Genomic DNA, 15,448 nt, shown 5'->3' with positions numbered 1-15,448 from the left:
CCTCCGTCAGGCGGGCAGTGCAGGACGCCGTGGAGCCCGACGGTCGTTGGATCCGTCGGTCGGTGAAGAGACAGATGCAAGGCAGGGCACACGCTTCCGGACTCTTCCTCGTGCGGCACGGCGTCGACTCTCGAGTTCGGCTTCCCGCGGCGCAGCCAACTCCTCGGCAAGGAAGACGAGATGCTCGCGGGGGAACCCAGTGAGCAGCCGATACGCCAGCACCGCCCGATTGACCATGATCGACACATGCGGCAGCGTGCCCGCACGCTCACCTCAGGAGACACGACCACACCATGTCCGTTCACCCTGCCCGTTCCGCCCTGGACGACCGCATCGCACGCCTGCGACAGCTCGCCCAGGCCGACACCCGGCTGGAGGGGGTACTGCTCTACGGCTCGTGGACCGTGGGCGAGGCCGATGCCCATTCCGACCTCGAGGCATACCTCTACATCCAGGATGACCGCCTCGCCGACTTCGACGGCCCCGGCTTCCTGACACAGCTCGCGCCGCTCCAGCTCTCCTACACCAACATGTACGGCATCCTCGCCGTCGTCTTCGACGACCTGATGCGCGGCGAGTTCCACCTCACCCCGGCCGGTCCCGGCATCGACGAAGTCCCCACCTGGCAGGGCATGGTGCACCTGCCTCGCCCCGACGACGCCGTCCTGCTCGACCGCACCGGCCGGCTCACCCAGGCCGCCCGGCAGCTGGCCACCTTCCAGCCGCCCGAGCCGGTGACCACTGCCCAGCAGCTCACCGACGAGCTGACCAACTGGACACTCATGCTCGCCCACGTACTGGCCCGCGGCGAGATCGCCCGTGCCCACGCCCTGCTGCACACCGTCATCGCCCCCCAGCAACTCCAGCTCTGCCGCCTGTTGCGCAACAGCACGGCCCACTGGCTCACCCCCAGCCGCGCGCTCGAACAGGACCTGCCCGACACCGACCGCCACCGCTACGCCTCCACCACGGCCGCCGCCCGCGACCAGGACGTGCGCACGGCGGCACGCAGCAGCTGGCGTTGGAGCCTCGACCTGGCCGCCGAGGCCGCCGACCGCTGGGCCATTCACCTGCCGCACGAACTCCACGAGCAAATCAGCAGCCGCCTGAACGGCCCTCGCTGACCACACCCGGCTGGGGCCACGGGACCCATCCTCTCTGCATTGCTGGGGACTTCAGCCGCTACGCCCTCGCCGGACGCGAGTACCGGCGGAGTGTCGACCTCGTCCGCCACCGGTACTTCGGCAATGATCTCCTCGGGCTTGAGACCGTGGCCTCAGCCACCGGGCCATCTACGCTGAGTGCTGCCAAAGATTCAGGAAAGGTGCGAACGCATGACCGCATACGATCCCGCCGCAGTGAAGCTCAGTCCGGAGAAGTGGGTCGCCGACCAGGCCCGCCGGTACGAGGAGTCCGACGGCCAGGAGGGCACCGACCTCAACGGCTCGCCGTGCCTGCTCCTCGACTATCAGGGCCGCCGCAGCGGCGACTGGCTGCGCACGGTCCTGATCTACGGCCGGGACGGGGACGACTACCTGATCGTCGCCTCCAAGGGCGGCGCCCCCGAGCACCCCCTGTGGTACCTCAGCCTCCAAGAGAACCCGGAGGTCCACCTGAGGGTCGGCGGTGAGCGCTTCACCGCGCGGGCCGAGACGCTCTCAGCGGAGGACAAGGCCCGGGTGTGGCCGCACCTGCTCGACGTGTACGCGCCGTACGCCGAGTACCAGGAGAAGACCGACCGCGAGATCCCCGTTGTGCGGCTGAAGCGCGTCTGACCGACGCGGCGACGCGGTAAGGGGCGACCACCCAAGCGGTCGCCCCTTAGCCTGTCCGCGCGCCGACGTGAACCCCGCGGCGCACACCGCCGAGCGCCGCCGTACGGCGCCCGCCGGTCAGCGGGCGGGCCGCTCCCGGCCGGGAGCCGCGTAGGGCATGGCCACCGGCCGTCCGGCGTCAGTTCCCGGCCGAGCGAGAAGGCCAGCCCCAGGCCGAAGGCGTGCGGATAGTCGCCGTGCGTCCCGTCGCCGACCGCGCCGTAGCAGACGGTGCCGACCACGGCGGTACCCAGCGCGCCGCCTATCTGCTGGAGGGTGGCCACCACTGACGACCAGGCCGGTATCCAGCTCCCACATGCTGCCGTCGGTGCCCGAGCGGTGCCCCGCCCCCTCCAGAGAAGGAACTACGGCTCGCCGAACGGCAAGCGGCCGATGTGGCTGATCGCGGACCGCCAAAGCATGCCGACGTTCCGGTGCGTCAGAGTTTCCACCCACAGGTGACATGTTCCGTGCACTGCAGGGATGGGTCATTCCGTTGCGCAGAATGAGCCGGGGCAGGGACCGAGCGGTTCACACCGCGGAAGCCGCCTCCGACTTCTCGCTGACGCTCGAGTCTTCGGCCGCGGCTGCGGTGAGCCGCTTGTTGCGGCGGACCGAGGACCAGAAGGAGGCACCGATGAGGACGACACCGATCATGCCGGTGACGAACTCGTTGATCTCGTACCGGATGGTCACCAGGAGGATCAGCGCCAGGGCCCCGATCGCGTAGTGGGCGCCGTGCTCCAGGTAGACGTAGTCGTCCAGGGTGCCCTCGCGGACCAGGTACACCGTCAGTGAACGGACGTACATGGCGCCGATGCCCAAACCCAGGGCCATCAGGACGATGTCGTTGGTGATGGCGAAGGCGCCGATGACGCCGTCGAAGGAGAACGACGCGTCCAGGACCTCCAGGTAGAGGAACATGAAGAACGCGGCTCACGGCCTCACTCCACGGGTGGACGCCGCCCGCCCGTGGAGTACAGAGCGTCGAGCGACATACCCTGGCGCGCGCTCTGACGTCAGGGCGGCTGCGAGTCGGTGAACCGGTCGGGCCCCGAGCCCCCCGCCCGCTGCCGCCCGGGCCGGATCATCGCCGTGGCCGTCGCGCCGCGCGGCGAACCGGATGGCAGGCCGCCGGGAACGGTTGTTAGCCTCCCCGGATGAGCATCCCGTCGCCCGAAGAGATCCGCGCCCTGCACGAGAAGTGGGCGCCCACCCCGGAGGCGTTCCGGTCGGTCCACACGCACTGCGAGATCGTGTGGCGGATCGCCGAGCAGCTGATCGAGTCGGCGGGACCGGATGTGGACTTCGAGCTGGTCAGAGCGGGTTGTCTGCTCCACGACATCGGGGTCTACCGGCTCTACTCGGACGACGGAGTGCTCGACCACAAGAACTACATCCGGCACGGCGTGCTCGGGCACGAGCTGCTCGAGCAGGCCGGTCTGCCGGAGACGCTGCGGCGGTTCTGCTCCCACCACACCGGGGTCGGCGTCACCCGGGAAGACATCGAGCGGCAGGGGTTGCCGCTGCCGCCCGGGGACTACGTGGCGGTGTCGCCGGAAGAGCAATTGGTGATGTACGCGGACAAGTTCCACAGCAAGTCCCGGCCCACCTCCCTGCTGACGCCCGACGAGTACGCCGCCCACGTCCGCCGCTTCGGTGAGGAGAAGGTCGTCGCCTTTCAGGAGCTGCGCGCGGCCTTCGGGGACCCCGATCTCGAGCTGTTGTCCTCCCTCGACGCGCTGGAGAGCCGGTCGGCATGACGACCGAGCTTCCGTCCGCGACCACCGATCCGCTGTCCGCCGTGTGCTGGCCGCTGGCCACCGAACGGCTGACCCTGCGCCGGGTGACCCTTCAGGACGCCGAGGCCATGTGGCGCTACCGGGGGCTGCCCGAGGTGTCCCACTGGCTGACGTTCCGGCCGCGGGACCTCGACGACTGGCGGCTGCTGCTGGCGGCGCCCGATCGGCTGGCCACCACGCTGGTGGCGGAACGTGACGGGCGGGTCGTCGGCGACTTCTACCTGCGGGTGGAGGACGCCTGGGCGCAGCGGGAGGTCGCCGAGCGGGCCCGCGGCGTCCAGGCCGAGCTGGGGTGGGTGCTCGACCCGGACCTCGGCGGACGCGGGTACGCCACCGAGGCGTGCCGTGCACTGCTGCGGCTCTGCTTCGAGGAGCTGCGGCTCCGGCGCGTGGTGGCCAACGCCTTCGCCGACAACGTGGCGTCCTGGCGCCTGATGGAACGGCTCGGCATGCGACGCGAGCAGTACACCGTGCGCGAGTCCCTGCACCGCGAGCTGGGCTGGATCGACGGGATCTCCTACGCGCTGCTCGCCGACGAGTGGGCGGCGGCGCGGAGGGCGTCCTCCTCCTGAGGGGACCTCCGGGGTGCGGTCGTGCGGCGCAAGGTTCCGGCTCGCACGGGTGAATGCGGGGGCCGAGGCGGCCGAGGGCGCCGGGAGAGGGGAATTCGGTCCTCGCGCGACGGCACACCCGCCGGCCGCGTTCCCTGCCTCTCTCCCGTTGGAGGAACCCATGCGCGTACGTCGCGCCACCGTCACCGTCCTGGCCGCCTTCGCCCTCGCCGCGCTGGGCGTGAGCAGCGCCGCCGCGGAGGACGCCCCTCGCGATCAGCAGCACCACACCCAGTCCGCCGACCACGGCAAGGACAAGGACCGTGAGCACGGCAAGGACAAGGAGAAGGACAAGGACAAGGAGAAGGACAAGGACAAGGACAAGAGCCGGGACCACGGCAAGGACAAGGACAAGGGCAAGGGCCACGAGCACGGCAAGGACAAGGACAAGAGCAAGGACAAGGAGCACGGCAAGGACAAGGACAAGGGCAAGGGCCACGAGCACGGCAAGGACAAGGACAAGGGCAAGGGCCACGAGGACGGCAAGGACAAGGACAAGGGCAAGGACCGCGACCACGGCAAGGACGAGAGCCGTGAGCACGGCAAGGGCAACGGGCACGAGCACGGCAAGGGCCAGGAGCACGGCAAGGACGAGGGCCGTGAGCACGGCAAGGACAAGGACCGTGAGCACGGCAAGGAGCACGGCAAGGACGAGGGCAAGAACCGCGGCAACGAGCACGGCAGGGGCCACGGCCACCACGACGGCCGCGACCACGGCAAGCGGCAGCACTGCGACGGTGACGTGGTCGCCGCCGGCACCCACTGGGGGTCGTGGAACGGCAGCTACTCCACCTACGCCGTGGTGTGCTCCACGGTCGACTTCGACGACTGAGTTCGCCGAGGCCGGCTGAGGCCGGCCGGCAGCGGCCCCTCAGAGGTTGCGGAGGCCGTCCAGGACGGCCTCCAGCAGTGAGGGGTCGCTGCCGTCGGCGGAGCGGTCGGGCATGGCGTGGATCAGGAAGCCGCCGTGGAGGAGGTCCGCGACGACGATTTTCGCCACCTGCAGCGGCAGTTGGAGCAGCGTCGCCAGCTCGGCCACCGACAGGGCCTGTCCGGCGCAGAGCCGCACCGCGGCCAGGCCCTCCGGCGAGACCGCCTCGTACGGGGGACTGGCCGCCGCCCGGACCAGCGATCCGGGCTCCAGCGGCACGGCCGGACGCGTCCGGCCCACGGTCACGGCGTAGGCGCGGACCGACGCCGTCTCCTGGGTCACCCACGGGTGCGGCCGGGCCACCTCAGTGACCGCCCGGCCGGTCGGCGGCGCGCCAGGCGCCCCCGGTGTACGGGCCGAACAACGCGTCGTCGGCCGGGGAGACGGGGGAGACCGGGGCGGCGGGGGAGACGGGGGAGACGGGCTCGGACACCGCGGGGGAGGACCCCGCCGTCCGGACGCCCCGCGCGGGGCGGCCCCGCACCGCGCGTCCGGCCGCCGGTACCGTCCTGAGCTCCGGCCTGTCGGACCTCACCTGGGCGAGGGGCAGGGTGTCGGCGACCGGAACGGCACGGCGGTGCTCCGGCTGCTCGTGGCCCGCGGGGTCCTCCTCGGTCCGCTGCAGCAGGCTCGCGGGGAGGCGGACGAGTGCCTGCACCCCGCCGTAGAGGTTGGTCTGGAAACGCACCGCCAGGCGCAGCCGCTGGGCGACCCGGGCCACCACCGCCAGGCCGGTGCGGCCGTCCTCCTCGTCCGGTTCGCGGGCCAGGGAGACCAGTTGGTTCATCTCCTCGAGCTGGTCGCCGGTGAGACCGGGACCCTGGTCGTCGATCTCCACGACCAGCCCCTCGCGGGCCAGCGCGGTCCGTACCGTGACCTTGGTGTCGGCGGGGGAGAAGCGGGCTCCGTTCTCCGCGAGCTCGGCGATCAGGTGGATGACCTCGGCGGCGGCCGGACCCGCCAGCGCGTACCCGGCGGGCGGGGGCGCGACCTGGATCCGCGTGTAGTCCTCGGTCTCGGCGGCGGCCTGCCGCAGCACCGTGGACAGCGGCACCGGACGGCGGACGGCACGCGGCAGCCGGCCGTCGAGGACGGCGACGCTCTCCACCGCTCGCTGGGTCCGGGTCACCAGGTGGTCGATCCGGAAGAGCACGTCCAGCAGTTCCGGGTCCTCGGTGCGGTCGTGGGCGTCGTCGAGGAGTTCCATGGCCCGCAGGACCAGCGTCTGGATCTTGCGGACGATGGCCAGGGAGGCTTCGGTCTGCCGGCCCGCCCCGGCGGTCAGCACCGCCGTGTGGGCGTCCGTCAGCGTCCGGCGCACCGCCTCCTGGAGGCCGGTGACGGCACCGGGCGGGCGGACGCCCCCGGTGGCCGGGGGGTCGGGCAACTCCAGCGGCAGCGGGGTCTCGCCGCGCCGGACCCGGCGGGCGGCCACCTCGATCTGCCGCAGGCCGGACTCCAGCAGTTCTCCCAGCCCTTGGGTCGCCGCCGCGGCGGCCTGTTCGCGGGCGGTGGCCGAGGCGGCGGCGCGGCGGGCGGAGACCGTGGCCGTGGCGGTGACGGCGGCACAGCCGATGGCCGCGCAGATGCCCGCGCCCACCGCGGCCGAGGTGGGTAACGGCGAGAGCGCGGCGGCGTAGGCGGCGCCCGCCAGGAGGGTGGCCGAGGCGGCGGGCAGCGCGCCCAGCGCGGTCGCCCGTCGCAGCGGAGCGCGGTCCGGGGGAGCGCCGCGGCCCCCCGCCGCCGGCGGATCCGCGGCGGGCACGGCGGACGTGGACCGGTGCTGCGGCGGACGCGTTGCCATGCGGAGCCCTCCTCCCCACACTGCCGCGTCGGCCGGGTGCGCGTGCCGGTGGGCGCGCGCGGGCGGCGACAGGCAGGAGTGGTGGAACAAGTGGGACCAGACCAACGCGGATTATGCCCGTGGGAAGTGGACGACGACCGGACAAACGGGGAGCCGGGTGGTCCGTAAGGCCGGTCCTGGCCGACTTTCGTCGGCCGCCGCCGGGCCTTCGGGCCGCGTGCGCGCCGGAGTTCCCGCACCTCGGGCGGGAGGCGGTCCTCCGGCGCGGGCCGTCCGCGCGTTACGTGGCCTCCCGCCCTCCTTGCCGCACTTTGGCCGAATCGCTCCCGTGCCGCCAGGGCTCCGGAGCCCGTGCCCGGGGGGCGGTTCGTTCCCCCGCCCGGCGGACCCGGCCTGCGGAGTGCGGGGTGGCTGGCCAGGCTGGGGATCATGGATACCGAGGCTCCCGCCAGGCGCACGTTCGCCGAAGAGGTCAAGGACGCGGTCCGTCCGCGTTCCGCGCTGCTCGTCCTGGGCGTGCTGGCGCTCGGGGTGCTCTTCATCGCCTCGTACGCCGGCGCCTTCCATCAGCCGAAGCCCAGGGACATCGCGTTCGGCGTCGTGACCGCCGAGCAGGGGCCGCGTTCCACCCGCCTGGTGGAGCAGCTCGACGCGCTGCCCGGGCGGCCCCTCGACGCCCGGCCGGTCGCCTCGGCCGAGGAGGCGCGACGGCTGATCGAGGACCGGACGCTCTACGGCGCGCTGATCGTCGACCCGCGCACCCCCGCGGACCGGCTGCTGGTCGCCAGCGGCGGCGGCTCCCCGGTCGCCGACGCCCTGGAGGAGGTGGTCGGCCAGGTGGAGGCACGGCAGGGCCGGCAACTGCGCACCGTCGACCTGGTGCCCGTGGAGCGGGGCGACGCGCGCGGGCTGTCGTCGTTCTACCTGATCGTCGGCTGGTGCGTGGGCGGCTACCTGTGCGCCGCCATCCTGGCCGTGGGCTACGGCGCGCGCCCGGCCAACCTCCCCCGGGCGGTGATCCGGCTGCTGGCCCTCGCCGTCTACGCCGTGCTCCTGGGGCTGCTGGGGGCGGTGGTGATCGGGCCGGTGCTGGGCGCGCTGCCGGGCAGCGTGACGGCGCTGTGGTGGCTCGGCGCGCTCGTGGTGTTCGCCACCGGTGCCACCACCTTCGCCTTCCAGGGGGCGTTCGGCATCATCGGCATCGGCCTCACCGTCCTGGTGGTCGTCATCGCCGGCAACCCGAGCGCGGGCGGCGCCTATCCGTACCCGCTGCTGCCCACGTTCTGGCGGGAGATCGGGCCCGCCCTCATCCCCGGCGCGGGCACCTGGACCGCCCGGTCCGTCGCCTACTTCGACGGGCGGGCCGTCACCGGGCCGCTGCTGGTCCTCGGCGCGTGGGCGCTGGGCGGCACGCTGCTGACGCTGCTGCTGTCGTCGCTCCGCCCCGGCCGGCGGGCGGTCGAGGAGAGCGAGGTCCGGCAGATGTGACCACCCCGGCGACACCCGGCCCCGGCCTCGTGGGGCTGCCCCCGCCTCCTGGGGCGGGGCGGCCCCCGTCCGGCCTCGGTCCGGCCTCAGTCAGGGAAGTGGCGCAGCGCGAACCAGAGCTCCATCCGCACGTCCGGATCGTCCAGGTCGGCCCCCAGGAGTGCCGCGCACCGGGCGATCCGCTGCCGGACCGTGTTGCGGTGGACGGAGAGCGCCACGGCGGTGCGGTCCCAGCTGCCGTGCAGGGAGAGCCAGGCCCGCAGGGTCCCGGGCAGCGCGGGGGCGCCGGCGAGGGGCGCCAACAGGGTCCGGGCGTGCTCCACCGCCTCGCCGGGCGGCACCAGGTCGGCCAGGCGTCCGCCCGGGCCGTGCCGGACCAGCGGGACCCGGGTGGCGCGGGCCCGGCCCAGCGCACGCGCGGCCTGCGCGTCCCCCGCCGCCAGGTCCTCCGGGTCCACCGCGGCGCTCACCCCCAGCCTCCAGCCGGACTGCCGCTCCACCCGGCCTCCGGCGGGCACCAGCACCCGCACCAGCCCGCCGGAGAGGTCCACCAGCGGCGAACCCAGCGCCTCGCCCAGCTCCGCGGCGGCCGCGGAGGACGCGGGGTCCAGGGGCTCCGCGGAGGACGCGGGGTCCGGGGAACCGGCCTCCCGGCAGGCGTGGACCACGGTCCACCGCTCGCCCCCGAGCAGCGGCGACACCTCCCGCGCACCGGCCCCCAGCAGCAGCCGCACCAGGGCCGCCGACCGGGCGGCGTCCGGGCCGTCGCCCCGCTCCCCGGTGAGCAGCGCCAGCAGCACCGTGGCCACCGCGGTGATGGTGTGGTCGCCCGGCTCCGCGCCGCCCGTCAGCCCCAGCGCACCGCCCGGCCCCGCCCCGAGGGCGTACGCCGACAGCCGCACGCCGTCCACCGTGTCGGTCGCCGAGGACGGCGCCGGGGCGACCGGTCCCGAGGCGGACGGCCCCGGGGAGGGCCGATCCGCGGCCGACGTGCCCGCGGCCGACGTGCCCGCCGCCGACGGCCGCACCACCCGGGCCAGCCCGGCCAGCGCCGCCCGCACCCGGGGGCCCGGCTCCTGCCCGGCCGAGGCGCCCTCCGTCCCGTCCGCGTCGAAGAGCACCGCCCAGCCGCCCAGTGCCCGGGCCAGCTGACGCAGCACCGCGGGCACCGGCTCGGGCCGCGAGGCCGCCGCCGCCAGACTCCGCTGGGCCTCGGCGACCCGCCGGACCTCCGCCAGCCGGGCCCGGGCCACCAGTTCGCCGACCGCGCGGGCCACCGCCGAGAACGTGGTCCCCGGCGGCACCTCCACCAGCGGCAGCCCGCGCGCCCCGCAGGCGTCGATCAGCGCCCGCGGCACCGTGTCGTGCACCGGCGCGACCCCGAACCCCAGCGCCGCGCCGCCCGCGGCCAGGATCCGCTCCACATAGGCGTCGACGTACCCGGCGCCGGCCCCGGCGGGCAGCTGCACGCCCGCCGTCAGCAGCAGCTCGCCGCCCAGCAGGTACGGGAACGGGTCCGCCATCTCCGAGACCTGCGCCCAGTGGACGTCCCCGTCGCGCGGTCCGGCGAGGTGGACCAGACCCAGGTCGGCCCGCGCCAGCAGCGCCGCCAGCGGCACCGGGGGAGTGGGCGGCAGCGCCGGTGCGGAGGTCATGGTGGATGTTTCCTCTGGTTCTCGCCGGTCCGATGGAGGAAACGTACACTTCGCAGCCGTCGCCGGGCCATCTACTGTCGGTCGGTGGTGCGCTCCGCGCGGGTGAACCCGGCGCCACGTACCCTCGAACCGGTGACAAGAAGGGCCTCACCCCCATGACTTCCACGAGCAACGACCGGACGCCCCGCGGGCCCGTCGACTCCTCGCGGATCCCGCGCTACGCGGGACCGGCGACCTTCGCCCGGCTGCCCCGGCTGGACGAGGTCGGCACGGCCGACGTGGCGGTGGTCGGCGTCCCGTTCGACTCGGGCGTCTCCTACCGGCCCGGCGCCCGCTTCGGCGGCAACGCCATCCGCGAGGCGTCCCGGCTGCTGCGCCCCTACAACCCGGCACAGGACGCCTCCCCGTTCGCGCTCGCGCAGGTCGCGGACGCCGGGGACATCGCGGTCAACCCGTTCAACATCGACGAGGCGGTCGAGACCGTCGAGGCCGCCGCGGACGACCTGCTCGGCACCGGGGCCCGGCTGATGACGCTGGGCGGCGACCACACCATCGCGCTGCCCCTGCTGCGGTCGGTGGCGAAGAAGCACGGCCCCGTCGCCCTGCTGCACTTCGACGCCCACCTGGACACCTGGGACACCTACTTCGGCGCCGAGTACACCCACGGCACGCCGTTCCGGCGGGCGGTCGAGGAGGGCATCCTCGACACCTCGGCCCTCTCCCACGTCGGCACCCGCGGCCCGCTCTACGGCAAGCAGGACCTCACGGACGACGAGAAGATGGGCTTCGGCATCGTCACCTCGGCCGACGTCTACCGCCGCGGCGCCGACGAGGTCGCCGACCAGCTCCGCCGGCGGATCGGGGACCGGCCGCTGTACATCTCCATCGACATCGACTGCCTCGACCCGGCGCACGCCCCCGGCACCGGCACCCCGGAGGCCGGCGGCATGACCTCGCGGGAACTCCTGGAGATCCTGCGGGGCCTGGCCGACTGCAACCTGGTCTCGGCGGACGTGGTCGAGGTCGCCCCCGCCTACGACCACGCGGAGATCACCTCCGTCGCGGCCTCCCACACCGCCTACGAGCTCACCACCATCATGTCCCGACAGATCGCGAAGGCCCGTACGCAGTGACCCACGACCACGACCTGGTGCTCCGCCCGACCGCCGCGCAGACGGAGGCGGCGCTCGACCCTCCGCCCGGCCGCCTGGGCGGGGACCTGGTCGTGGAGACGCTGGCCGGGCTGGGCGCCACCACGGTGTTCGGCCTGCCCGGCCAGCACGTCCTGCCCGTCTTCGACGCGCTGCGCCGCTCCGGCCTGCGGTACGTCGGCCTGCGGGTCGAGAACAACGCGGGCTTCGCCGCCGACGCCTACGGCCGGATCACCGGCGAGGCCGCCCCGCTGCTGCTGTCCACCGGCCCGGGCGCGCTCACCGCGCTCGCCGCGCTGCAGGAGGCCGCCGCCGCCTCCGCGCCGGTACTGGCCATCAGCGGCCAGATCCCCTCCACCGGGCTCGGCGGACGCCGCCGCGGCCACCTCCACGAACTGGACGACCAGGCCGCCTCCGTCCGGGGGATCGTCAAGTCGGTGCACACCGCCCGCACCCAGTCGCAGATCCCGTCCGCGATCGCCGAGGCCTGGCGCTCCGCCCTCACCGTGCCGTTCGGGCCGGTCTGGGTGGAGATCCCGCAGGACGTCCTGGCGGAGCCGGCCCGCCTCCCGCAGGTCACCGCCGTGGACGCCACCCCGGAGGAACTGCCGCCCCGGCCCGAACTCACCGCCGTCGCCGCCGACCTGCTGGCCCGCGCCGAGCGCCCGGTGATCGTCGCGGGCGGCGGGGTGATCCGCTCGGACGCCTCCAAGAAGCTCCGGCAGCTCGCCGAGAAGCTGGCGATCCCGGTCGTCACCACCTTCGGCGGCAAGGGCGCCTTCCCCTGGACCCACCCGCTCTCGCTCGGCTCCTGGCTGGAGGACCGGCACACCACCGACCTCCTCGAGGACGCCGACGTCCTGCTGGTCGTCGGCTCCGGGCTGGGCGAGCTCTCCTCCAACTACCACACGCTGCGGCCCCGCGGCACGATCGTGCAGATCGACGCCGACGCCGGGAAGCTGGAGGCCAACCACCCCGCCCTCGGTGTCCACGCCGACGCCCGGCTCGCCCTCCAGGCCCTGCTGGAGACCCTGGAACCGGTCCCGGCGCGGGAGCACACCGAGGCCGCCCGGCGGGTGCGGGGGCTCCTCGACCGGGTCGGCGCGCGCATCGCCGCGCAGGGACTCGACCGGGAGCAGGAGGTGCTGGCCGCCGTCCGCTCGGCGCTGCCCTCCGGCTCGCCCTCGTTCTGGGACATGACCGTCCTGACCTACTGGGCGTGGTCCGCCTTCGACGCCCGCCGCCCCAACACCATGCACTCGGCCCAGGGCGCGGGCGGCCTCGGCTACGCCTTCCCCGCCGCCCTCGGCGCGGCCGTCGCCGAACCCGGGCAGCCGGTGCTCGCGGTCTCCGGCGACGGCGGCGCCCTCTACTCCGTCGCCGAACTGGCGACGGCCCGTCAGCACGCCCTCGACGTCACCTGGCTGATCGTCGACGACGGCGGCTACGGCATCCTCCGCGACTACATGACCGACGCCTACGGCGAGACCCACGGGACCGACCTGCCCGGGCCGGACTTCGTCGCCCTGGCCGAGTCCTTCGGCGTGCCCGGCGTGCGGACCACGCCCGAGGACCTGCGCGCCGACCTGGCCGAGGCGCTGTCCACCCCGGGCCCCTCGGTGGTGGTGCTCCCGGCGGCCCTGCGCATGTTCGCCCCCACCCACCAGGGCGGAAGCGCGAGCTGACGTCCCCACGGGCACGGCCGGCCGCGTTCCGGCCGGGTGCGTGCCCGGCTCCGTCGGCGCGTGGCCCGCTCCGTCAGGTGCGGCCCGTGCGGACCGGGGAGCCGGCGGCCTGCTGGGCGCCCTCGGCGTCCTCCTGACGGCCACGCCGGTCCCGGCGCCAGTCGGCCACCGCCAGGCCCAGCGCCGCCGTCATGCCGATCAGCGCGGCCCCCAGCGCGATGGCCAGGGCGTCGCGGAAGTTGTCGTCGTTCCGGGCCAGCACCAGGTAGAACAGGCCCGGCAGCGCGGCCGTGCCCACCGCCGCGCCCAGACGCTGACCGGTCTGCAGCGCCCCGCCCGCCGCACCGGCCATGCGGACCGGGACGTCGCGCAGGGTCATGGTGATGTTCGGCGAGATCACCGAGCCGCTGCCCATGCCCGCCACGAACAGGGCGGGCGCGGCCAGCCAGGTCGCCGCGCCCTCCGGGGCGAAGCGCAGCAGCAGCGCGGTCGCGCTCATGCCGACGATCACCGCGCCCAGCCCGCACACCGTCAGCAGCCGGCCCAGCCGCTCCACCAGCCGCCCCGCCACCACCGCGGCGCCCGCCGAACCGACCGCGAACGGGGTCACGGCGAGACCCGACTCGAGCGGCGAGTAACCCAGACCGTGCTGGAAGAAGAGGGCGAAGACCAGCCAGACGCCGCTGAAGCCCACGAAGTACAGCGTGCCGACGCCCGCGCCGACCGCGTAGCCGCGGGTCTGCGTGAACAGCCGCAGGTCCAGCAGCGGCTGCCCGCCCGCCCGCAGGACACGGCGCTGCCAGAGGACGAAGACGCCGATCAGCGCCGCGCCGACCAGGAACAGCCACCACAGCCGGCTCAGCCCCCCGGCCTCCGCCTGCACCAGCGGCAGCATCACCGCGAGCACGCCCACGCCCAGCAGCAGCACGCCCGGGACGTCGACCTGCCCCTTCCCGGTCGGCCGGGTGCGGGGGAGCAGCCGGCGGCCGAGCAGCACGGCCAGGACCCCGATCGGGACGTTGACGTAGAAGATCCAGCGCCAGCCCTCGCCGCCCGAGGCCAGGGCCAGGATCAGGCCGCCGACGATCGGGCCCACCGCGCTGGAGATGCCGACGGTGGCGCCGAAGAAGCCGAAGGCGCGGGCGCGTTCGGGCCCGCGGAACATCTGCTGGATCAGCGCCGAGTTCTGCGGGGCCATGCAGCCCGCCGCCAGGCCCTGCGCCAGCCGCGCCACCACCAGCCAGGTGATGCCGGGGGCGGCCCCGGCGAGCGCACTGCAGACCACGAACGCGCTCAGCGCCAGCAGGAAGATGCGCCGCCGGTCGAGCGCGTCACCGAGCCGCCCCGCCGTCACCAGCGCGAGGGCGAAGGCGAGCGCGTACCCGGAGACCACCCACTGCACCTCGGCCGGGCCGGCGCCGAGGTCGCTCTGGATGGTGGGCAGGGCGACGGCCACGATCGTCACGTCGAGCAGGCTCATGAAGCCGGCGACCAGGGTCACCCACAGGGCGCGCCACCGGTTGGGGTCCCGCTCGCCGACGGCGGCCCCCTTCCCGGTCGGGGAAGGTCCGCCGGACGCCGACGTCGACGATGTCACGAAGAGCTCCTCTCACCAGGACGGCCGCCACCGCGGCCGGGGCGACCGCCCGCCGGCGCTCCCCGGCGCCTCGACGCGGACCGCCCCCACCGGGACAACCTGCCCCGGCCCGCACGGGTCACCGGCGTCCGGCGCGGGTTTTCCGCCCCGAGGGCGTCGCGGGTGGGCAGGACGGCGGTCACCCGGGGCGGCCGCCCGAGCCCACCGCGGCGACCGCGGCGTCGATGCGGTCGGCCAGCTCCAGGTCCGTGGTCGTCACGGCGTCCACCGAACGGGTGCGCACGGTGAAGGTGATCCCGTCGTCCGACAGCGCGTGGGCGACGTGGCGGTGCAGCTCCCGGGCGTCGTCCTCCACCTGGTGGAGCAGCGGCGGCACCCGGTCCCGGGGCAGCCCGACGGTGCGGGTCAGCCGGTGGCCGTCACCGCTCCACTGCGGGCGCCGGCGCAGCGCGGCGCGCAGCTCCCGCTCGGTGAGCGGCGTGTCCTCGCCCGGCAGCCGCTCGGGGTGGGCATCCGGAGCGGTGAACGCCTCGTCGAACCCGGGGGGCAGGCCCGCCACGAGGTGGCGGCCGAGGTCCGGGTCGTCGCGGGCGATCAGGGACAGCACCGAGCGCGCCACATGGCGGCCCTGCTCCGGCGGGGCCTGCAGATGGGCCGCGACCTCGCCGTAGAAGTCGGTGACCGTGCCGCCGGAGCGCGGCACGGTGGCGTAGGCGGCGTCGCGGTCCGGCCCCGGCACGGCCCGGCGCAGCCGCTGCCGGGCCGGAGGATCGAGATGGAGCGCGAGGACCGCCAGCGTTACCTTGATCGCGCGGGCCGCCCGTTCGGAGGGCAGGCGGGTGCGCGCGGCGGCGTCCTCGACCAGGCGTCGGTGGGTGATCATGTCGTCTCCCGCTGCGGGTCCGGTGGG

13 protein-coding genes and 1 pseudogene are annotated in these 15,448 nt (G+C 74.5%); 8 read left to right on the top strand and 6 right to left on the bottom strand.

Annotation, left to right across the window (positions count from 1 at the left end):
• Positions 1-293 precede the first annotated feature (293 nt).
• Together ABZ836_RS05660 and ABZ836_RS05655 are read left to right on the top strand one after the other, a co-directional pair.
• The gene (locus ABZ836_RS05660; RefSeq protein ID WP_356127455.1) at positions 294-1,124 is read left to right on the top strand and encodes a nucleotidyltransferase domain-containing protein; all 831 of its coding nucleotides are present in this window, start codon (positions 294-296) and stop codon (positions 1,122-1,124) included.
• Positions 1,125-1,334: 210 nt separating this feature from the next.
• Positions 1,335-1,775: a nitroreductase family deazaflavin-dependent oxidoreductase gene (locus ABZ836_RS05655; RefSeq protein ID WP_356127452.1), complete on the top strand. Its 441-nt coding sequence runs from the start codon at positions 1,335-1,337 to the stop codon at positions 1,773-1,775.
• Between the two features lie 570 nt (positions 1,776-2,345).
• Here the strand turns inward: ABZ836_RS05655 and ABZ836_RS05650 are convergent.
• Positions 2,346-2,750 (bottom strand): annotated as a pseudogene (locus tag ABZ836_RS05650) (DUF475 domain-containing protein); the annotation flags it as partial.
• Between the two features lie 224 nt (positions 2,751-2,974).
• Here ABZ836_RS05650 and ABZ836_RS05645 point away from each other — a divergent pair.
• The 3 genes from ABZ836_RS05645 (at position 2,975) to ABZ836_RS05635 (ending at position 5,059) form a co-directional block, all read left to right on the top strand.
• The gene (locus ABZ836_RS05645) at positions 2,975-3,577 is read left to right on the top strand and encodes an HD domain-containing protein (RefSeq protein WP_356127449.1); all 603 of its coding nucleotides are present in this window, start codon (positions 2,975-2,977) and stop codon (positions 3,575-3,577) included.
• A complete protein-coding gene (locus tag ABZ836_RS05640) occupies positions 3,574-4,188 on the top strand; it encodes a GNAT family protein (RefSeq protein WP_361139601.1) in 615 nt (204 codons plus the stop codon). Before ABZ836_RS05645 ends, ABZ836_RS05640 begins: the two co-directional genes overlap by 4 nt.
• 160 nt (positions 4,189-4,348) lie before the next feature.
• The gene (locus ABZ836_RS05635) at positions 4,349-5,059 is read left to right on the top strand and encodes a hypothetical protein (RefSeq protein ID WP_361139598.1); all 711 of its coding nucleotides are present in this window, start codon (positions 4,349-4,351) and stop codon (positions 5,057-5,059) included.
• A 39-nt stretch (positions 5,060-5,098) separates the two neighbouring features.
• On the opposite strand, the gene ABZ836_RS05630 is transcribed toward ABZ836_RS05635, so the two are convergent.
• Both ABZ836_RS05630 and ABZ836_RS05625 read right to left on the bottom strand, forming a co-directional pair.
• On the bottom strand, positions 5,099-5,440 hold the full coding sequence (locus ABZ836_RS05630) for a DUF742 domain-containing protein (RefSeq protein WP_361139595.1): 342 nt from the start codon (positions 5,438-5,440) through the stop codon (positions 5,099-5,101).
• Between the two features lie 22 nt (positions 5,441-5,462).
• On the bottom strand, positions 5,463-6,962 hold the full coding sequence (locus tag ABZ836_RS05625; protein WP_361139592.1) for an ATP-binding protein: 1,500 nt from the start codon (positions 6,960-6,962) through the stop codon (positions 5,463-5,465).
• A 429-nt stretch (positions 6,963-7,391) separates the two neighbouring features.
• On the opposite strand from ABZ836_RS05625, the gene ABZ836_RS05620 reads away from it, so the two are divergent.
• Positions 7,392-8,450: a DUF3533 domain-containing protein gene (locus tag ABZ836_RS05620; protein ID WP_356127434.1), complete on the top strand. Its 1,059-nt coding sequence runs from the start codon at positions 7,392-7,394 to the stop codon at positions 8,448-8,450.
• 86 nt (positions 8,451-8,536) lie between these two features.
• On the opposite strand, the gene ABZ836_RS05615 is transcribed toward ABZ836_RS05620, so the two are convergent.
• On the bottom strand, positions 8,537-10,105 hold the full coding sequence (locus ABZ836_RS05615) for a helix-turn-helix domain-containing protein (protein ID WP_361139589.1): 1,569 nt from the start codon (positions 10,103-10,105) through the stop codon (positions 8,537-8,539).
• Between the two features lie 155 nt (positions 10,106-10,260).
• Here ABZ836_RS05615 and speB point away from each other — a divergent pair, with 155 nt between their 5' ends.
• Both speB and ABZ836_RS05605 read left to right on the top strand, forming a co-directional pair.
• Entirely contained in the window at positions 10,261-11,238 is a 978-nt protein-coding gene (gene speB / locus ABZ836_RS05610; RefSeq protein ID WP_361139587.1) for an agmatinase, read from the top strand.
• Entirely contained in the window at positions 11,235-12,941 is a 1,707-nt protein-coding gene (locus ABZ836_RS05605; RefSeq protein WP_361139584.1) for a thiamine pyrophosphate-binding protein, read from the top strand. Before speB ends, ABZ836_RS05605 begins: the two co-directional genes overlap by 4 nt.
• 73 nt (positions 12,942-13,014) lie before the next feature.
• Here the strand turns inward: ABZ836_RS05605 and ABZ836_RS05600 are convergent, their stop codons facing one another.
• On the bottom strand, positions 13,015-14,448 hold the full coding sequence (locus ABZ836_RS05600; RefSeq protein ID WP_361140268.1) for an MFS transporter: 1,434 nt from the start codon (positions 14,446-14,448) through the stop codon (positions 13,015-13,017).
• 268 nt (positions 14,449-14,716) lie between these two features.
• Complete coding sequence (locus ABZ836_RS05595; protein WP_361139581.1) at positions 14,717-15,421, bottom strand: DUF2267 domain-containing protein; 705 nt, start codon at positions 15,419-15,421, stop codon at positions 14,717-14,719.
• Positions 15,422-15,448 lie beyond the last annotated feature (27 nt).

The sequence above is a fragment of the Streptomyces sp. NPDC047130 genome (genome assembly GCF_040643475.1).
Lineage (GTDB): Bacteria > Actinomycetota > Actinomycetes > Streptomycetales > Streptomycetaceae > Streptomyces.
This window is presented reverse-complemented; position numbering and strand designations above follow the sequence as displayed.